This window comes from Amycolatopsis marina (genome assembly GCF_900111885.1).
Classification (GTDB): domain Bacteria; phylum Actinomycetota; class Actinomycetes; order Mycobacteriales; family Pseudonocardiaceae; genus Amycolatopsis; species Amycolatopsis marina.
In genome coordinates this window covers 736601-755995 of sequence record NZ_FOKG01000001.1, presented here as the reverse complement: position 1 = coordinate 755995, position 19395 = coordinate 736601, and the positions used below count along the sequence as shown (strand labels likewise).

Below are 19395 nucleotides of genomic sequence, written 5' to 3'. Positions count from 1 at the left end.
AACGGTGTCCTTGGGGCCACTCGGAAGCGACTCGCACGCGATTCCGTCCTTATCCCGGTCCAGGCCGTGGGGATCAGACCTGTCGCCGTCGAGTACTGCCTGCGCTTCCTCCTGTGTAGCGAAGTCCGAGCAATTGAACCCGGCTTCCGCGCGGACCTCTCCTTCGGCATATCCCGTTGTCGTGCAGGTAATTCCAGCGATGATGATGGCGGATGCGGTCACGAGCGTACGACGCAGTACAGACACGAGAAACCCTTCGCAGGACAGGAGAGTGGGCGCCGGACGCGATTTCCGCGTCGGCATATTCGCTCTTATCGGCGCGCATCCGCTGCCGTTACTCGCAAATGGTGGAAACTGCGATGATAATTGTCGACGACATGCGATGGGTGATGGTTGTCCTGTTCCCACACCTCGGCCGCAACGCCGTATCCTGGACATATGGCGATTCAAGTGCTGCTGGTCGACGACCATGAGGTCGTTCGCCGTGGGCTGCGAGATCTGCTCGGCGACGAGCCCGACATCGAGGTCGTCGCCGAGGCGGGCAGTGTGGACGAGGCCCTCGCGGTGGCTCTGCATGTCGAACCCGACGTCGCGGTGGTGGACGTACGACTCGGTGAGGGCGAACAGGACGGCATCGAACTGTGCCGGGAACTCCGGTCGCGGCCCAACGCTCCACAGTGCCTCGTCCTGACCGCGTTCGACGACGAGGAGGCCGTCGTCGGTGCGATCATGGCGGGCGCGTCCGGCTACCTGCTCAAGCAGGTCCGGGGGCAGGACGTGGTCAACGCCGTACGCGAGGTGGCGGCGGGTCACTCCCTGCTCGACCCGGTCACCACCGCACGGGTGCTGGAGTCCTTCCGGCACCCGCCCACCGACGAGCTCGCCGCGCTCACCGATCGCGAACGCGAGGTGCTGGCGCTCATCGGGGACGGGCTGTCCAACCGGGAGATCGCCGAACGGCTGTTTCTTGCCGAGAAGACGGTGAAGAACCACGTGACGTCGGTGCTCGCGAAACTGGGCATGCAGCGCCGTACCCAGGCGGCCGCCTGGGTGGCGCGCCGGGGCGGCGGGTCCCGTTAAGTAACTGTCGTCCGCGCAGCAGCGATGCAGGGAACAGCATCGTGACAAGGAAGGCGGACGACTGTGTCTACGCTGCGCCGGTTCCTCGGTTCGATCGCCATCGGCCTGATTCTGTTTATCACAAACCTGCTGATGCAGGCCCTCTTCGTGGCCACGGACTGGTGGGAGGCGTACGGTTTCGCGGCAAGCGGCCCCGTCGAGGACTTTCTGCCCACGCTGGTCGCCGCGACCGTGATCTACCCGGCAACTTTCAGCGGCCTGCTGCTCATCACGTTGGCCCTGCTGCCCGCGACGACTCGGTTCGCCCGCGCTGCCTTCACCGACCCGGTTTCGCTCGCCACATTCGCGGTGTTCGCGGCCGGGCTGATCGCCTACGCCATGGGATCGCTGGTAGCCGGGCAAGTCCTGGCGTGGGTCGCGGTGATCGTCGCGTCGATCACCCAGTTCCGCGTCGAGGACCGGGGCAAGCAGCCACTCCTGGGACTGACCTTTCTCATCTTCGGCTACCTGGTCGGCCTGTGTGTACCTGTCACCGCGATCGCCGCGAACGAGCCGTTCGCCCTCACACTGCCCGCAAGCATGCCCGGTTGGACAGCGGCGGCAGCGAACCTGGGCCTGGTGCTGTTCACCGGGTACCGGCTTTGGCTCCGTTCCCGAACCACCCAGTCCCCCGCGCCCGCGGCAACGCCACCGCCGGAAACCTAAGCCGTCACCCTCCCCGAACTCGAGGCCGCCCGTTATTGCCCTGGCGAGCCGGAACCTGCCGCGGCGGCAGGCCGCGGCTTGGCCAGTGGGACGTCGAACGCGACCAGCGTGCCGAGGCTAGGTGAGGAGTTGACGAAGAACTTTCCGCCTGCGCCCGTCGCGCGCTCTGCGAGGTGCTGCAACCCGCGCTTGGCGACGTCCTGGGGCACACCGCAGCCGTTGTCCCGTACCCGCAACCGGACTTCTTGAGCGTCACGGTGCAGTGTCACGCGTGTCTCGCTCGCCCCGGAGTGTCTGACCACATTGGACAGTGCTTCGCGCAGCGCCGCCCTGATGTGGTCCGCTCGTTCGGCGGGAATGTCGGCGAGTTCACCGGACAGTTCCAGCGTCGGCGGGAAGCCGAGCAACTCACCGGCGATGCGGACCTCCCCTCGGGCGGACTCGGCCAGGTCGGTCGCGGCGGCGGGCTGTGGCTGTTGCTCGGGTTCCGGCGAACGTAGTGCCCGCACGGTGCCGCGAATCTCCTCGATGGTCTCGTCGAGCTGATCGATGGCCTCGCCGAGCCGGGCTTCGTCGGCCGTGGCGAACCGTTTGCGCATCCTGCGGCGTACCCGGTCCAGCTGCATTCCCGCCGCGTAGAGCCGCTGCACGATGACGTCGTGCAACTCGCGGGCGATGCGTTCGCGCTCCTCGTACAGCGACACGCGTTGCCGGGCGTTGGCTCCCTCGGCGAGCGCGAGCACCACCCCGGCCTGCGCGGCGAACGCCGCCAGCAGATCTACCGTGGCCTCCGCGAAGGGAGCCGCACCGCGGGGCCGGTAGACGGTGAGCGCACCGAGAACCCGGCCGCCGGTGCCGAAGGGGGCGGCGGCGAACGGCCCGTACCTCCGCAGCTCGGCGGGCACGAACGGGGCGGTGCGCGGGTCGGTGGTGAAGTCCTCGCTGACGACCGGCTCGCCACCCCGGGCGACTTCGGCCGCCACCGAGTCCGCCGGAAGTTCCAGCCCGAGCAGGCCTTCGACGTCCGGGTGTGCCGCCTCGACCGCGACTCGACCGTCGTCGGTGCGGACCATCACCAGCCCGAGGTCGGCATCGGCGAGTTCGGCGGCCCTGCGCACGACGGATCCCAGCACCGCGCCGGGGTCGTCGCCGGACAGCGCCGCTGTGGTGATGTCGGTGGCGGCGGACAGTGCCCGCGCGGCAAGGGTCGGTTCCATCGGCACCGTCCAGTTTAGGCCGCGCCCCAGGCGGCGCGCGGTGGCCACCGCGTATGCCGTCACCGTGCGCTCGCGGTGTGCCCGGTGAGTTGGCGGACCCTGCCGCCGGACACCTCGATGACGATGTCCGCGTCGTCGGCCTCCTCGGGCCGATGTGTCACCTGAACCACGGTCGTGCCGGCCAGCGCGGCGCGCAGGTTCGCCCGCAACAGCCGTGCGGTTGGCTCGTCCAGGTGCGCGGTTGGCTCGTCGAGCACCACCAGGTCGGCTTCGGGCGCGGCGAGCAGCGCCCTGGCGAGCGCGACGCGCTGGGCCTGGCCGCCGGAGAGGCCCGCACCGGCGCTGTGCAGGACGGTGGCCGGATCGAGGTCAGCGACGACGGCGGTCCGCAGCGCCTCGGCGAGGTCCTGGTCGGTGGCCTCGGGTGCGGCGAGGCGGAGGTTCTCGGCGACCGTGGTGGAGACGAGCTGGGGTTCCTGCGGCGCCCAGGCGACGCGGCGGGGCCTGCGGATCTCACCGCGTTCCGGGTCGAGGAACCCGAGCAGGGCCGCGAGCAGCGTGGACTTGCCCGCTCCCGATGGCCCCACCACCGCCACATGTGAGCCGGCAGGCACCTCCAGATCGACGTCCCGCAACACCGGCTCGGTCGCCCCCGGCCATCGGAGATCGACGCCGCGGAGCGCGACGGGAAGTTCCCGAATGTGGCTGCGTGGCATCTGGGATCGTTGAAGTTCCCCAATGCCACATTGGGGAACTTCCGAGACCGCGCCGAGACGGGTGCGGGCCGTGCGCAGGGTGTTCCAGTGCTGAGCGGCGGGCGGCAGGAGAGCCAGTACCTCGGCGAGCGCCAGCGGGACCAGCGCGAGCAGCGGCGCGAGTACGGGATCGAGTCGCCCTGCCGCGACGGCGGAGGCGGCGAGCGCGGTGCTCGCGAGCGTCGCGGCACCCGCCACCAGGACAATGACCGCGTCGGCGATGCCCGATCCGAGTGCCTGCCTGCGGGCCACCGCCGCGAGCCGGGAGTCGTCGGCCGCAAGTCCTGCCCTGCGGCTGCGGTCGGCGCCGAACGCGATCAGCTCGGCGGCGCTGTCGAACAGGACGAGGACTCTGGCCGCGACGCTCCGCCGGCCCCCGGCGAGCGCGGACGTGGCCCGCCGCTCGACCCACAACGCGAGTGTCGGGCCGAGGAAGGCGCCCAGCAGCACCGCCGCCGCGAGCGCAAGACCGGCCTCGGGAAGTACCGCGGTCTGCACGCCGATCGCGGCGGTCAGCACGACCGCCGCGACCAGCGGTGGGGTCACGGCCCTCGGGAGCAGGTCCCGGACCGTGTCGACGTCGTCGACGAGGGTGCGCTGTCCCTCGCCTGCCCGTAGTGCGGTCGTGTGCGCGGGTCCGAGCCGGACCAGCGACCGCCAAAGCCGCACCCGAAGCCTGCCGGCCACCCGGAACGCGGCGTCGTGGGTGATGATCCGTTCGACGTATCGCAGGCCCGCGCGGGCAAGGCCGAAGGTGCGGACCCCGACGACGGCGACCGTCAGTGTGAGGATCGGTGGCTGCTGGGAGGCCCTGGCGATCAGCCAGCCGGAGGTGGCGGTCAACGCGACACCGGCGATCAGTGCCGCGGCCCCCAGCACGGCCCCGGCCAGCAACCGCCGATCGAGCAGCTTTCGCAGTGGCACCGGGCGGGAATTCGTCAACGAGTTCCCGTCGTCGGGAGAGCTGCGGGAACTCGTCGGCAAATTCCGGTCGGGGGTGAGGGCAAGGTCGGCGGTGGGGCGTTCGTGGGCGGCGATGACGACGGCGGCACCATCGTGTTCGGCCGCGCGCACCGCGGACATGACGAGGTCCGCGCTCGCCGTGTCCAGATGTGCGACCGGCTCGTCGAGCAACAGCAGCCATGCGCCACCGTGGCGGAATCGCAACAGAGCACGGGCCACGGCCACCCGCTGGCGTTGCCCGGTGGACAAGTGGTCGACCGGCTCATCCACCAAGCCGCCGATGCCGAGCCGGGTCAGTTCTGTTTCGACAGCGCCGGCGGGCAGGGTTCCGGTGACGGCCAGTTCCAGTTCCGCCCGCACGGTTCCGCCCGCGAACGCAGGCGACTGTGGTACCCAGGCGACCATCTCGCGCCAGGCGGTCAGGTCGACCTCGCTCAGCGGAACACCACCGATCGTGATCGTGCCGCTGTCGGGCCGGACGAATCCGAGCAGCACCGCGAACGTCGTGGACTTGCCCGCACCGCTGCGCGAGCGCAACCACACCGTGTGGCCGGGTTCGGCCACGAAGGATTCACCGTCGGGTGCGACCCGGTCCCGACGGCGCACGCTCAACCCTTCGACCCGGACCTCGCCGCGCCGCGGGGTGTTGGTGCCGGCGTTGGGCATCGGTTCGTCGAGGATGTCGGCGACCCTGCGCACGGCTTCGGCCCCGTCCTGGCCGGCGTGGAATGCCGTGCCCACAGAGCGCAGCGGCTGGTAGCACTCGGGCGCGAGGATCAGCACCCCGAGGCCGATGGCCAGGCTGAGATCGCCCGAGACCAGCCGAACCCCGATCACCACGGCCACCAGCGCCACCGACAGGGTGGCTGCCAGTTCCAGCACGAATGCCGAGGAGAAGGCGATACGCAGGCTGGACACCGTCGCCACCCGATGCCGGTCTGACACCCTGCGGACGGCCTCCGCCTGCGCCTCCGCACGGCGGAAGGCGGTGAGCACCGGCAGCGCGCGGATCAGTTCGAGGAGATGTCCGGACAACCGGTGCAGGGCGTCGGTCGACCCGGACACGCGGTCGGCGGTGTAGGAGCCGACGAGAATCGCGAACATCGGCAGCAGCGGAACAGTGGCGGCGATGATGACCGCGGACGGCCAGTCGGCGAGCAGGATCGCGGCGCCCGCACCCAGTGGGACGACGGCGGCGGTGACCAGCGCGGGCAGATATTCGGTGAAGTAGGCATCGAGCGCGTCGAGCCCACGGGTGGTGAGGGTGGCGAGCTGACCGGGACCGCGCGACGCGATCCACTCCGGTCCGAGGCGCAACGCCTGGTCGACGGCGCGCGCCCGCAGTTCTTCCTTGGCGCTCGCCGCCGCCCTGGCGGACACGACCCGCAGCGCCCAGCTGACCAGTGACCTGACCACGACCACCGCGAGCAGCGCGGCGAGCCTGCCGCGGAGTTCGTCACCAGTTCCGGCGCTGCCGTCGACGATCGCGGCGAGTACGGCGGCCAGCAGGAACGCCTGCGCGACCAGCGCGGCGGCGTTGAGTAGCGACAGTCCGGCAGCGAGGGCCAACGCCCGGCGCGCCGCCGCCGAGAGGGCGGGCAGCGCGCCGAGCGGACCCTTCCCGCTCCGCGCCGTGTCCAGTTTGGACACCGCACCCGATTTGGGCACGCTGGCGGAAAGGGGCGCGCGGGCGGGAAGTCTCATCGGGGCACGTGCACCTTCGGAATGTGCTGGGTGCTGATGCGCTTGCGGAACACCCAGTAGGTCCAGCCCTGGTAGATGAGCACGGCCGGTGCTCCGAACGCGGCGACCCAGGTCATCACGGTGAGCGTGTAGGGGCTGGAAGACGCGTTGGCGACGGTCAGTGAGTTGGCCGCGTCCAGGGTGGACGGCAGCACGTTCGGGTAGAGCGCGCCGAACAGCACGACGGCAGCGGCGGCGATCACGACACCGAGCGCGGCGAACGCCTGCCCGTCCCGGTCGGCCCGCAGCCGGAGCCAGGCCACGGGACCTGCCAACATTGCCACCGCCACCAGCCCGGCCGTCCAGAGCGAACCGTGCCGCCACTGCACCAGCGCCACGAAGGCGAACAGCGGCAGCAACGCGAACGGCAGCAGTCGCAGTGCGAGGGTTCGCGCCCGCGCACGCAGATCGCCCGAGGTCTTCAGCGCGAGGAACGTCGCGCCGTGCACGAGGGAGAACCCGACCACGGCGGCCGCGCCGAGCAGGGTGTCCCAGCGGAAGGCCTCGAACGCGGAGCCGACCCGGTTGCCGTCCACGTCGAGCGGCAGACCGAGGACGGTGGTGGCGAGCAGGAGTCCGACGCCGAGCGGCGGGATCCAGGACCCGAGCACGATCACCACGTCCCAGGTGCGGCGCCAGTGGTCCGTGTCGACCTTGCCGCGGTACTCGAACGCGACCCCGCGGCCGATGAGGGCGAGCAGCACGAGCAGCAACGGCAGGTAAGCGGCCGAGAACAGGGACGCGTACCAGGCGGGGAACGCCGCGAACGTCGCACCGGCGGCCACGATCAGCCAGACCTCGTTGCCGTCCCAGACCGGCCCGATCGTGTTGATCATGACCCTGCGCTCGGTGTTGTCCCTGCCGAGCACGGGCATCAGCATCCCGACGCCGAAGTCGAATCCTTCGAGGAAGAGGTAGCCGAGCCAGAACGCCGCGATGACGCAGAACCAGATGGTGGGGAGGTCCATCACGCCCTCCCCTCAAGCGTGAAAGCACCACTGCGAGTGGGGCGAGAATGTTGTCCCCAGACTGTGCACAACCACTCGAGTTGTCCACAACTCGCTGGTAGGGGGTGGTGCATAACCCACACCCGGATAGGCTGGACCTGGGGTCGCCCCCCGGAGAGGGTGGGGGCTGAGGTGGCTGTCGTGAGTTTCGTCAGCATCGCGCGCAGCCCCTTCTAGTACGCGAACGCGAGCGCGTCGTCGCCCGAGCCCTGATCGGCATCGTCATCCCCCTGGGGTTTCTTCGGCGGCATCACGCCCTCGATTCCGCCGCGGACGTACTTGCGCAGCAGGAACACCTCCACCACGCCGAGTGCGGCGTAGATCGTGGTGAGCGCGATGAGCGAGGTCCACACCTCACCCGCCGACACCCTCGACACGGCCTGTGCGGTGAACATCCACACCCCGTCCACACCGGTCGGGTTGGGCACCACCACGAACGGCTGCCTGCCCATCTCGGTGAAGATCCAGCCCGCGCTGTTCGCGATGAACGGTGTGGCGATTCCGCCCAGCACCATGCGCGGGAACCACTTCGACCCCGGGATGCGACCGCGCCGGGTCAGCCACAGCGCCAGCACACCGATGCCCGCCGACAGCGCGCCGAAGCCGATCATGATCCGGAATCCCCAGTAGGTCACCGGCAGGTTCGGCACGTAGTCGATGGGCTGACCGGCGAGTTCACCGAGCGCCGGGTCGTCGGGGTAGTTCGTGCCGTACGCCGCCTGGTACTCGCCGACCAGGTCCTCGATCCCCTTCACCTCAGTGGTGAAGTCGTTGTGCGCGAGGAAGGACAGCAGCGCGGGCACGGTGAACGTCTTGACGTCCTCGCACTGGGCGTCGGCGACGTCCCCGACGGCGAGGACCGAGAAGCTGGCGGGCTGTTCGGTGTGACAGAGCGCCTCAGCGGCGGCCATCTTCATCGGTTGCTGCTCGAACATCAGCTTGCCCTGCGCGTCACCACTGATCACCAGGCCGGCGAACGCCACGACCCCGACCCAGGCGCCGAGACGCAGCGAGGAGCGCCACACCTCGCGGTGCTCGTCCTCGCCGCGTCGACGGGCCAGTCGCCAACCGGCGATGCCGACGAGGAAGGCGGCCGCGACCGAGAACGTGCCCGCGATCGTGTGGGGGATGGCAGCGAGTGCGGTGTTGTTCGTCAGCACGGCCCAGATGGAGTTCATCGTCGGCCGCCCGTCGACGAACTCCACGCCGACGGGGTGCTGCATCCACGAGTTGGCCGCCAGGATGAAGTACGCCGAGGCCACCGTGGCCAGCGAGAACGCCCAGGCGCAGGCCAGGTGGACCCGCTTGGGCAACCGGTCCCAGCCGAAGATCCACAATCCGAGGAAGGTGGACTCGACGAAGAACGCGACCAGGCCCTCCATCGCCAGTGGCGCCCCGAACACGTCACCGACGAACCGGGAGTAGGCGCTCCAGTTCATGCCGAACTGGAACTCCTGCACGATCCCGGTGACCACGCCCATCGCGAAGTTGACCAGCAGCAGCTTGCCCCAGAACTTGGTCATCTTGAGGTAGCGCTCGTTGCCGGTGCGCACCCACGCCGTCTGCATGCCCGCGACCAGGATCGAAAGACCAATGGTCAGCGGCACCATCAGGAAGTGGTAGACGGTCGTGATGCCGAACTGCCAGCGCGCTAACTCGAGGACCTCCACACCACGAACAATCCTCCGCGGTGAGTCACAGGGTCAGGTCCCGTGGTCCTGACCTTGCCGGGACGAAGGTCCCGAAACGGCTGTGTCCGGCACAACAGCTAGCCGACGCCGCGTGTGGTGCCGAGCAGCTCCCACCCGGCGGTGGCGGCCGCCTCTGCCAGCGCACGCGGATCACCATCTCCCGCCAGCACCTGGTACTCGGTGCGCCCTAGAAGCTGCCATGCCTCGCGCATCTCCGGACGTGACGGCATGATCAGGCCGTCACGGCACTGGTCCACATACGGACTGAGGACCGCGTCCCGCTCGGCAATGGTGGACATGGCCTCTTCCTGCACGGGCACGAGTGGCTGGATCCGGTTCAGATCCAGACCGGCGCGCGGCTGGGACAGGTAACTGCTGACGAGATCGCGCGCCGCAGGCAGGCTCTGCGCACCCTGATAGATGAAAAAGCCGTAGGTCGACACCAGCGGACGGGCTGGCAGCTCGCCCGCCGCGGGGACCGGGCCGACCGTGACGTCCAGGTTCCGGGCACGGATCGCGGAGAGCGCCCTGGACGAGCAGACGAAGAACGGCGCCCGTCCCTCCAGGAACAGACTGACCGCTTCGGCTCGGCCGAGCTTGGGACTTAACGTGCCGTCCCGGCCGAGTTCGGCGAGCCGGACGAAGGCGTCCACAAAACTCGGCCGCCACAAGGAGATGTCGTCGAACTTGTCCTCCCCGTAGTGGCCAGGTTCCCGGTAACCGAAGAACGACCCGCCCAAACTCGAGAACAACGGCCACAGGTGATAAGGGTCACCGGCGTTCCCGTTCGCGTCGGGTGCACCCACTTGGAGTGCGAGCGCAACGCCGTCCTCGATTCCGTTGGATCTGAGCGCGTCACGTCCCGCCGCGACAGCGCCGGCGAAGGTTGCCGGCATCGGGCCCGGACCGGTCAGCGCGTTGTTCCTGATCATCGCCACCGTGTCGAACACGTACGGAATCCCGTACAGCCTGCCGTCCCTGCTCAGGGCATCCAGGGCCACCGGCGAGATCTGTCGCAGCCGTTGGGCGCTGATCGGCGGTTCGACGACCGACTCCTCGAGCGCGACGCGGCCGATCCAGTCGTGCGGCCCGACCACCACGTCCGGAATGTCGTGACCGCGCGGCGCGTCACCGGTCGCGGCCAGCTTCGTGAACGCGGCTTCCAAGTCCTCGGTTCGCTCGAACGGCTGTACGTTGACGGAGACCGGATAGGCCCGCCGGAAGTAGCTGCGGCGACCGAAGTACTGGGAGAGGGTGACCGCCCTGGTCTTCTCCGCCCAGATCACCAAGGACCGCACGCGTTTCACCTGCGCCTCATCGCGGAACCAAAAACCCCTGCCGTTGCGGAAGGTGACCTGCACACCGTGCGGTCGGCTGTCGTGTGACGTCCCAGCGGCTTGTTCGACCGGACGTCCTACCGGCCGCGAGCTTATCGACTCGTGCACCGATCCGCTCGCCCACAGGTAATCCTGCCCGCTCGGCAGAACGCCGACATCCTGCCGGGCTTCCCGTCCGTGCAGGCCGCAGGTGACGGTCAGCACGACCTCTTCGAAGGCCAGTTTTGACTCGTTGAACATCAGGGCGCCCGTGCGCTCTGCTTCCGACCCGACCTGCCAGCCGATCTTGAGTCGCCGGGCGCGGTCCTTCCGCCGGTTCGACCGGACAGCGCCGATCAGCGCCGTGACAGCGGTGATTGCGGCGCAGATGGCGACGATTGTCGACGCGGCAAGGCTCACGTCACTGAAGAAGGGCAACCCGGCAGCAAAGTCGAGTGAACGCACCAGCAGAACATACCGACTGCACAAGACTTCCATCGTCCAATTCGCGCAGAAGCCAATTCATCAGCGAATCATTAGACCATTTGGCCGAGTGGCGCTCTCTTCGCGCTACCGACGCTGCCACCAGGCCGGATTCGACGCGCCGGCGCCGTCCACCACCAGCTCAGCGGTCAACTCCAGCACTGAGCACCGCCTTGGCCGCTGCTGCGGTCTCCCTGCGCCGACCGGTCTCACCGAGCGTCAGGACGTGGTCCAGCGCCAGCCGGTAGGCCCGGTCGAACGCGTCGGCAGCGGGAGCGGGCACGTCCGGGCGGACGCCGGTGCCCTCCCAGTTCGTTCCGGAGACCGGGTTGATCGAGCGCGCGAACGAGATCGTGACATCCAGGTGGGTGTCGACCCGGAACTGCTCGCGGGGATGCGCCCCGCCCCGGGTCGGCTCGCCCACGGTCTGTGCTCTGCCCAGTTGCTGCAGCGTGTACGCGAGGTCCTCGGCCGCGGAGAACGTGTTCGGACCGGTCAGCACGTACACGGGCTTGTGCTCGCCGAAGGCGGGGCCCGGCACGTACGGCAGCGTCCACACCTGCTCGGTACGGTCGCCCTCACGGAAGTAGATGTCGTTGAGGTGCGTCGGACCGTCGAAGAGGTAACTGCAGATCAGGGCCACTGCCGCCGGGCTGCCGCCGCGATTGCTCCGCACATCGATCAGCAGCGCGTCGGCGGAGGCGAGCAACGTCATCGCCGCACACTGCGCCTCGCCGCTGACCTCCGGTCCGAAGAGCTCCCGGATGTCCAGGTAGCCGACGTTGCCGTCCAGCCGCTCGAGCCGGGCGATCCCGTGTCCGGTTTGTGCCGCTTCCATGCGTTGATCCTCGGCGAACTCCGCCGGCCCTTGGACGTGGTCGCGTATCGGTTCGACGTGATGGCGCAGCCGAAGGTGCTTGTCCCCGTTCACCGACTGCAGGTCCGCGGTGACCGCGTCGGCGAGCCCGGCGTCGTCCAGTCCGGAGTACGCGCCGTTGGCCAGCCTGCCCCGCACCACCCGCACCACCTCCTCCGCGACGTCGGGAAACACGTAGTGCGCGGTCATCCGCCGGCAGACCTCGGTCACCACCGGCGTCACATCACGTTCTGGCACAGCTCACGTCCCCTCGGTGCGCGAATGCCACGAGCATAGCCCAATAATTAATTTCGGCGCACCTAAATTAATTATGAGACGCCCCATCCGCGATTTTCCAGCGGCACCGAAACTGCCGATTCGTAATTCCCATCCGCTAGCCATTTGCAGTTTCTCCCTTTATCGTGGAAGTGAAAGGGGGAACACACCCGATGTCGAGCGCGCTGCTGGCTCTGATCAGCACTTTTGCCCTGATTCTCGTGGCAGAGCTGCCGGACAAGACGATGGTTGCCACCCTTGTCCTGACCACCCGTTTTCGCGCTTTGCCGGTCCTCGTCGGCGTGTTCTCCGCTTTTGCGTTGCAAGCTGTGATCGCAGTCGCATTCGGCAGTGTGCTCACATTGTTACCGGAGAGCCTGGTCTCGGCGGTGGTGGCCGCGATGTTCGGCCTCGGCGCGTACATGCTGCTCCGCGAAGGCTTCACCGAGACCGATGACAGCGGTGTGGACGCCTCCCGCACCGGCCCCTACCCGGTTTCGTTCCTGCGCTCGTCGATGACGTCGTTCGGCGTGCTCTTCGCCGCGGAGTGGGGCGATGCCTCCCAGTTGGCCACCGCAGGACTGACGGCACGCTTCGCCCAGCCGATCCCGGTCGGCATCGGCGCTTTCCTCGGGATGGCGACCGTCGCCGGTCTGGCGGTCGTCATCGGCCACAAGCTGCGCGGCAGGCTGCGTCCGAAACTGCTGCAACGCGCGGCCGGGTTCGCCTTCGCCGGATTCGCCGCGTTCGCCCTCTGGCAGACGCTGGCCTGACCGCGGGCTCGCTCAGGGGCGGACCGGGGCCGGGGTGAGGATCTCCGCGAGGTGGGCGGAGGCGGCTACCACCTTTGGGCCAACCGTAGCCGCGTCCAGCGGGTCGAGTGAGACCACGCCGATGCTCGCGCGCAGGCCTGGCACGCCACGCACGGGTGCGGCGATACCCACCGCGCCGGCCTGCAGTTCGCCGCTCGTGCGCACCCACTGCTTCCCGCTCTGGCGCAGCGTGAGGGCCTTGCCCGCGGCACCTCGGGAGATCGGATGCCTGCTGCCCACCCGGTACGCCACGTGGAAGCTCGTCCAGGTCGGTTCGACCACGGCCACCGCCTGCACCTGGTCCCCCTCGGCGACCGAGAGGTGCGCCGTGGCGCCCACCCCCTCGGCGAGCTCGCGCAGTACCGGCTGCGCCGCCTGACGCAGTTGCGGCAGCACCTGGCCCGCGAGCCGGAGCAGGCCAACGCCGAGCCGTACCTTGCTGCCGTCGCGCCACACCAGCCCGCGCTCGGACAGCGGCACCAGCAGCCGGTAGACGGCAGCACGGCTGGCGCCGATCGTCACCGCGAGCTCGGAGATCGTGGCCGCCTCGCCACCGGCGTCGGCCACGGCCTGGAGCAGGGCGAGCCCGCGATCCAGCGTCAGCGAGCTCTCCCTGCTCACAGCAGCCCGAGGCCCTTCAGATCGGCGATCGGCTCGTCGAACGTCGCGGAGGCGTAGGAGGCGAACAACGCCCTGACGGCCTTGGCCGCGTCCTCGGACAGGTCCGCGGCCTCCGCGGCGAGCGCCTCGCCGTCGGTGACCTCCAGTGCTTCGCGCACGTTGCCGCCGGAGAGGCATCGCGCGGAGGCCACCAGCAGGTTGAGGAACCCGTGGTGGGTGAAGCCGGTGTCGGGGTCCGCGTGCCGCACGGCGCGGTGCAGGCTGTTCGTCGCCTTGAACGACGCTCCGGAGGCCGTGCTGACCACCGAGAGGAAGTCCGCGACCTCGTCCACGCTCGGGAAGTTCTCGGTGGACAGGCCGCCGCAGCGGATCTTCGGCCAGCTGCCGTGCTCGATCACGTTGCGCACACCGTCGAGCCAGCCGACGCCGCGGCGAGGCTCGACCACCCGCTCGACGTCCTCTGGCACGAACTCCGAGACGCGCTCCAGCCACACCTCGTCCACGTCGGACGGGGCAGGCATCTCCACCATGCGCAGCGCGAGCAGTTCGCTGCGCGACTCGACGATCGAGATCGCCTTCGGCACTCCGCCGAGGCCGGTGTCGATGATCAGCGACAACGGCAGCGGGTTCTTCGGCCGGATCTTGATCAGCTCGGTGATCAGTTCCGGCAGTCGCGAGGCCTGGCAGAGGAACACACCGAGGACGCCGGAGTGTTCACCTCCTCTTGCCTCGAAGTGCGCCCGGAGTGCGTCGGGCATGGATGCATTGCCTGGAGGGAACAGCGCCGAGTCGTCGACTAGGCGCGCGAGCAGGGGCGGGATTCCACGGGGGCCGGGTGGCGGGAGTTCCACAGCGCTTGACACGACTGACACGCTAGTAGCGTACGACATGAGAACAACAGTGTCCGCCCAACGAACGCATCTGGTCATGGTCAGGAGGAGGCTCCGATGCCGTTCTATCGACAGGTCGGCGACATTCCGGCGAAGCGCCACACGCAGTTCCGCTCGCCACAGGGCAGCCTGTACGCGGAGGAGCTGATGGGGGTCGAGGGCTTCTCCGCCGACTCCGCGCTGCTGTACCACCGCAACCTGCCGACGGCGATCGTGAACGCCGTCGCGGTGCCGGACGAGCGGGGGCCGCTGCAGCCGAACCACCCGCTCAAGCCGCGCAGCTACCGCACGCAGGACCTCAAGTTCACCGGTGACGCCGACGCGGTCACCGGGCGCAGGCGGATGTTCGCCAACTCCGACGTCACCATCGCCTTCGCCGTCGCGGCCGAACCAAGCCCGCTCTACCGCAACGCGATGGGCGACGAGCTGATCTACGTGCAGGGCGGCTCCGCGACCGTGGAGACGATCTACGGCGCACTGGACGTCGGCGACGGGGACTACGTCGTCATCCCGACCTCGTGCACCTATCGGATCGCGCCGCACAGCGCTGGTCGGGGCGGCTCCGCCGACGGGACGGTCCGGCTGCTGATCCTCGAGGCGCGCGGGCATGTCGGGCCACCGAAGCGGTACCTCTCGGCGAAGGGCCAGTTCCTCGAGCACTCGCCGTACTGCGAACGGGACCTGCGCGGGCCCGCCGAGCCGATGCTCACCGAGGGCACGGACGTCGACGTGCTGGTGCGTCACCGCGCCGGGCTCACCCGCTACACCTACGCCAATCACCCGTTCGACGTCGTCGGCTGGGACGGCTGCCTCTACCCGTGGGTGTTCAACATCGACGACTTCGAGCCGATCACCGGTCGGGTGCACCAGCCACCACCGGTGCACCAGACCTTCGAGGGCCCGAACTTCGTGGTGTGCTCGTTCTGCCCGCGCAAGGTGGACTACCACCCGCAGTCGATCCCGGTGCCGTACAACCACGCCAACGTCGACTCCGACGAGCTGATGTTCTATGTGCGGGGCGACTACGAGGCCCGCAAGGGCTCGGGCATCGGTATCGGGTCGATGTCGCTGCACCCTTCCGGTTTCACCCACGGACCGCAGCCTGGCGCCGCGGAGGGCTCGATCGGAGCGGAGTTCTTCGACGAGACCGCGGTCATGGTGGACACGTTCGCCCCGCTGGACCTCGGCGAGGCGGCCGAGGCCGCCGAGGACCCCGGCTACGCCTGGACCTGGTCCGGGCGGGGTCCCGCCTGAGCGCGAGCTTCGCGAACCCGGCGAGGTGACCCGCCCTGTGTGACACTCGAAGAATGGCGAATCCAGAACCTTACGAAGGCCAGGAACGCGCCGAATACGTCGAGCGCGGTACCGGCCGGCTGCGCGCGGTCCGCATTGTCAACACGCTGATCAGCATCGTCTGCGGCATTTTCGCGGCGGTGCTGGCCATCCACATCCTGCTCGTGATCGGCGACGCCAATCCGGACAACGCGTTCGCCGAGTTCATCACCAGTTGGGCAGGCGGGATCACCCTCGGCCTGGACAACCTGTTCACCCCGGCCGACGAGAACCTGCAGGTGTTGCTGAACGAGGGCCTCGCAGCGCTGTTGTGGCTGGCCATCGGCGCGGTCCTGACTACGCTCATCTCCCGAATCGCACTACCCAATGGCGAACGGCAGGTCTGGTACCGGCGCAGCATCCGCTGAGACTGAGAGTTGTGGCTCACGCGGTCATGGTGATCCTTGGAACGCGGCAGGCCCTGGTTCTCACCACAGAGGCCGACCTCTTCCGCTCACCCTCCACCTAGGTTAGGCTCACCTAACCAGGAGGTGAGCGGTGACCGAGACACAGACCCGGCGCCCGCCAGCGCCCTATCCGGCCGAACGCGCCAAGACGATCGCCAGCCGCCGCGGACCGGCGATACTGATGCCCGCCACGGAGAGCGCGAGCAGCGGGGACGCGCGGATCTCGCCGGTGCTGCACCACGTGCATGCCAGCGGGAGTGTCAGCGTGCTGCTGCCCGACGAGCACGACCTCGTGCGCGCCACCGGTGCCGCGGGCAGGGCCGAGGTCGCCGTGATGCTCGAACTCACCGACCGGGCCCCGGTCGAGCTGCGCGAACCCATCCGCGGGCTGCTCTGGATCACCGGCTGGCTGCGCAGACTCGACGAGCGGGCAGCCAGAGCGCGGGCTGTTTCCATTGTGGAGGACCGTCCTGATCCGCGGCTGCTCGACGTCGGCCACGGCCTGAGCGTGCTCCGGCTGACCCCGGCCTCGCTGGTACTCGCGGACGCCGAGGGCACTCACTCCCTGCGGCCGCACATGTTCGGCGCCGCGACACCAGACCCGTTCGCCACGCAGGAAGCGGAATGGCTGCGGCACCTCGAGTCCTCGCATGCCGACGTGGTCGACCAGCTCAGCCGGCACCTACCGGAGGAACTGCGGGGCGGGCGCATCCGCCCGCTCGGCGTCGACCGTTTCGGGCTGCGCCTGCGGGTCGAGGCGGAGGCAGGCGATCACGATGTCCGCCTCGCGTTCTCCCGGTCGGTCAGCAGCCTGCCGGAACTGGCGATGGAGTTGCGCAGGCTCGTCGGCTGCCCGTTCCTGCGCCGGCCGGGATAACGGGGCGATTCAGGCCAGCTCGGGCGGGAAGCCGCCGGTGGCGATCGGGCCCCAGCTCTCGATCCACACCCGCAGCAGACTCTTGCCCTGTCTGCGCATCGCCTCGCGGTACTCGTCCCAGTCCGGGTGCTCACCGGAGATGCTGCGGAAGTACTCCACCAGCGGCTCCACGGCCTCCGGCAGATCCAATACCTCCGCCATTCCTTGGAGCTGCACCCACGGTCCGTTCCACTCGTCGGAAAGCACGCAGAGCGCCACCCGCGGATCCCGGCGGACGTTGCGGACCTTGGCCCGCATCGGGTAGGTCGCGATCACGATGCGCCCCTCCTCGTCGACGCCACTGGTCACCGGCGACAGCTGGGGACGGCCGTCGGCGCGGCCGGTGACCAGGATCGACCGGTGCCGGTCGCGCAGGAACTCAAGCAGGTCGTCGCGACCGACCCGGTCGGTGGTCGCGATGTTCGGAGTCTGTGCCATGACCCGAGCGTAATTCGTCGACGAATTGCCGTGGTGACGCGAAAGGCCCCGGGCACGCTCTGGGGGTGAGAGACGCGCCCGGGGCCTTGCCGGCCGGAACCGAAGGTCAGCTCTTCGGCTTGACCTTGTCCTTGTCATCGCCGCCGGAATCGCCGTTGGGTTCGACCAGCCCCTCGTCGATCAGGCTCTGCGAGACGTGCTCGGTGAGCTCGTCACGCTGCAACCGACGCTGGATCCGGAGCATCGCCGTGCGTTCCGCGCTGAAGTCCTTCCACAACGCCACGCACATGAACAGCATCACCACGCTGAACGGCAACGCGATCACGATCGCCGCCGTTTGCAGCGCCCCGAGGCCGCCCGCCAGCAGCAGGGCGATGGCGACACCGCCCTCGGCCACCGCCCAGAAGATCCGGCTCCACTTCGGCGGCTCAGGATCGCCACCGGAGGCGAGCATGTCGACCACCAGCGAACCGGAGTCCGACGAGGTGATGAAGAACGTCGCGATCAGGATCACCGCACCGATGACCACCAGGGTCCCCGCGGGCATGCTGTCCAGCAGGCCGAACAGTGCACCCTCGGTGTCCACAGTGCCATCCGCACTGACCAAGCCGCCGCCCTGGAACAGCTCACGGTAGAGCGCGGTGCCACCCATGGCACTGAACCAGATGAACGTGACGAGGGTGGGAACGGCGAGCACGCCGGCGACGAACTCGCGCACCGTCCGGCCGCGCGAGATGCGCGCGATGAAGACACCGACGAAGGGCGCCCACGAAATCCACCAGCCCCAGTAGTACGTGGCCCAGCTACCCTGCCAGTCCACGCCGTCCTGACCCTGCAGGGCTGTGGTGTCGAAGCTGAGCCGCACCAGGTTCTGGAAGTACAGCCCGATCGACTGCACGGCCTCGCGGAAGATGAACAACGTCGGGCCCGCGATGAGCACGAACAGCAGCAGTGCGGCGGCCAGTCCGATGTTGAAGTTGGACAGCCACTTGATGCCCCGCTTCACACCGGTGACGACCGAGACGGTCGCCAGCGTCGTGATGGCACCGATCAGGATGACCTGTGTCCAGGTTCCCGGGTTGTTGACGATCTCGAGGAAGTCCAGTCCTGCGGAGATCTGCACGACGCCGAGACCGAGCGAGGTCGCGACACCGAACAGCGTCCCGACGATGGCGGCGATGTCGATGACATCCCCGATCCAGCCGTTGGTCCGCTTGCCCAGCAGTGGCTCGAGGGTCCATCGGATGGACACGCCCTTGCCCTTGCGGTGGATCGCATACGCGACCGCGAGCCCGACCACGACGTAGATCGCCCACGGATGCAGGCCCCAGTGCAGGAAGGTCTGCACGATGGACTGCTGTGCGAGTTCGGTCTGGGTGCCCTCCACGCCCGGCTTCGGACTGGCGTAGTGGCCCAGCGGCTCGGCAACGCCGTAGAAGACGAGACCGATACCCATGCCGGCCGCGAACAGCATCGCGAACCACGAGCCGAGTTTGAATTCCGGCTCCTCGTCCTTTGGCGCGAGCTTGATGTCACCGAAGTGACCCAGCCCGACCCAGAGGGCGAAGATCACGAACCCGGAAACGATCAGGGTGTAGTACCAGCCGACCGTGCCGATGATCGTGTCCTGAATGGCGCTGATCGCATCGCCCATGGTGTCCGGGAAGATCACCGTGAACAGAACGAACGCCGCGATGATCGCCGCAGCGGGCCAGAACACCCTGGGTGCGACCGTTTCATGCCATTTCTTCTTCGGACCTGGAGGGGCTCCTACGGCCCCTTGATCCGACGTTGTCGCCACGAGAAAGTCCTCCCTATCACTGCGGTCCGTACCCCCACGGACCTACCTGGCTACCTTCTTGTGTTCGCCGTGGCACCCTAAACCCT

16 protein-coding genes and 1 pseudogene are annotated in these 19395 nt (G+C 68.7%); 6 read left to right on the top strand and 11 right to left on the bottom strand.

Annotated elements, in window-relative coordinates:
• Positions 1-78: 78 nt before the first annotated feature.
• A pseudogene (locus tag BM199_RS34410) lies at positions 79-303 on the bottom strand (hypothetical protein); the annotation flags it as partial.
• Positions 304-438: 135 nt separating this feature from the next.
• On the opposite strand from BM199_RS34410, the gene BM199_RS03745 reads away from it, so the two are divergent.
• Both BM199_RS03745 and BM199_RS03740 read left to right on the top strand, forming a co-directional pair.
• On the top strand, positions 439-1080 hold the full coding sequence (locus BM199_RS03745) for a response regulator (RefSeq protein ID WP_091669273.1): 642 nt from the start codon (positions 439-441) through the stop codon (positions 1078-1080).
• Between the two features lie 63 nt (positions 1081-1143).
• A complete protein-coding gene (locus tag BM199_RS03740) occupies positions 1144-1785 on the top strand; it encodes a hypothetical protein (protein WP_091669270.1) in 642 nt (213 codons plus the stop codon).
• A gap of 32 nt (positions 1786-1817) precedes the next feature.
• Here BM199_RS03740 and BM199_RS03735 read toward each other — a convergent pair whose 3' ends face one another.
• From BM199_RS03735 to BM199_RS03710, 6 genes are all read right to left on the bottom strand, one after another.
• The gene (locus tag BM199_RS03735) at positions 1818-3002 is read right to left on the bottom strand and encodes a GAF domain-containing sensor histidine kinase (RefSeq protein ID WP_091669268.1); all 1185 of its coding nucleotides are present in this window, start codon (positions 3000-3002) and stop codon (positions 1818-1820) included.
• Between the two features lie 59 nt (positions 3003-3061).
• Entirely contained in the window at positions 3062-6424 is a 3363-nt protein-coding gene (gene cydD / locus BM199_RS03730; protein WP_091669265.1) for a thiol reductant ABC exporter subunit CydD, read from the bottom strand.
• Positions 6421-7431, bottom strand: coding sequence for a cytochrome d ubiquinol oxidase subunit II (gene cydB, locus BM199_RS03725; RefSeq protein WP_091669262.1), 1011 nt, complete (start codon positions 7429-7431; stop codon positions 6421-6423). Before cydB ends, cydD begins: the two co-directional genes overlap by 4 nt.
• 212 nt (positions 7432-7643) lie before the next feature.
• Positions 7644-9140, bottom strand: a complete 1497-nt coding sequence (locus BM199_RS03720) for a cytochrome ubiquinol oxidase subunit I (protein WP_091669259.1) — start codon at positions 9138-9140, stop codon at positions 7644-7646.
• 98 nt (positions 9141-9238) lie between these two features.
• Positions 9239-10942, bottom strand: coding sequence for a sugar ABC transporter substrate-binding protein (locus tag BM199_RS03715; protein ID WP_177242448.1), 1704 nt, complete (start codon positions 10940-10942; stop codon positions 9239-9241).
• 160 nt (positions 10943-11102) lie between these two features.
• On the bottom strand, positions 11103-12074 hold the full coding sequence (locus tag BM199_RS03710) for a S41 family peptidase (RefSeq protein ID WP_281245656.1): 972 nt from the start codon (positions 12072-12074) through the stop codon (positions 11103-11105).
• Between the two features lie 191 nt (positions 12075-12265).
• Between BM199_RS03710 and BM199_RS03705 the strand changes: the two genes are divergently transcribed.
• Positions 12266-12865: a TMEM165/GDT1 family protein gene (locus BM199_RS03705; protein WP_091669254.1), complete on the top strand. Its 600-nt coding sequence runs from the start codon at positions 12266-12268 to the stop codon at positions 12863-12865.
• 12 nt (positions 12866-12877) lie between these two features.
• Here BM199_RS03705 and BM199_RS03700 read toward each other — a convergent pair whose 3' ends face one another.
• Both BM199_RS03700 and BM199_RS03695 read right to left on the bottom strand, forming a co-directional pair.
• Positions 12878-13525 (bottom strand): IclR family transcriptional regulator, encoded by a 648-nt coding sequence (locus tag BM199_RS03700; protein ID WP_091669251.1) that lies wholly within the window; start codon positions 13523-13525, stop codon positions 12878-12880.
• Positions 13522-14376: a hypothetical protein gene (locus BM199_RS03695; RefSeq protein ID WP_281245658.1), complete on the bottom strand. Its 855-nt coding sequence runs from the start codon at positions 14374-14376 to the stop codon at positions 13522-13524. The genes BM199_RS03700 and BM199_RS03695 overlap by 4 nt, the downstream gene beginning before the upstream one ends.
• Before the next feature lie 96 nt (positions 14377-14472).
• Here BM199_RS03695 and BM199_RS03690 point away from each other — a divergent pair, with 96 nt between their 5' ends.
• From BM199_RS03690 to BM199_RS03680, 3 genes are all read left to right on the top strand, one after another.
• Positions 14473-15669, top strand: a complete 1197-nt coding sequence (locus BM199_RS03690) for a homogentisate 1,2-dioxygenase (protein ID WP_091669246.1) — start codon at positions 14473-14475, stop codon at positions 15667-15669.
• A 53-nt stretch (positions 15670-15722) separates the two neighbouring features.
• Positions 15723-16115: a hypothetical protein gene (locus BM199_RS03685; RefSeq protein ID WP_091669243.1), complete on the top strand. Its 393-nt coding sequence runs from the start codon at positions 15723-15725 to the stop codon at positions 16113-16115.
• A 130-nt stretch (positions 16116-16245) separates the two neighbouring features.
• Entirely contained in the window at positions 16246-17031 is a 786-nt protein-coding gene (locus BM199_RS03680) for a DUF2470 domain-containing protein (RefSeq protein WP_245788112.1), read from the top strand.
• Positions 17032-17040: 9 nt separating this feature from the next.
• On the opposite strand, the gene BM199_RS03675 is transcribed toward BM199_RS03680, so the two are convergent.
• Together BM199_RS03675 and BM199_RS03670 are read right to left on the bottom strand one after the other, a co-directional pair.
• Complete coding sequence (locus BM199_RS03675; RefSeq protein ID WP_091669241.1) at positions 17041-17508, bottom strand: PPOX class F420-dependent oxidoreductase; 468 nt, start codon at positions 17506-17508, stop codon at positions 17041-17043.
• Positions 17509-17614: 106 nt separating this feature from the next.
• Positions 17615-19309, bottom strand: coding sequence for a BCCT family transporter (locus BM199_RS03670; RefSeq protein WP_091669238.1), 1695 nt, complete (start codon positions 19307-19309; stop codon positions 17615-17617).
• Positions 19310-19395: the final 86 nt, after the last annotated feature.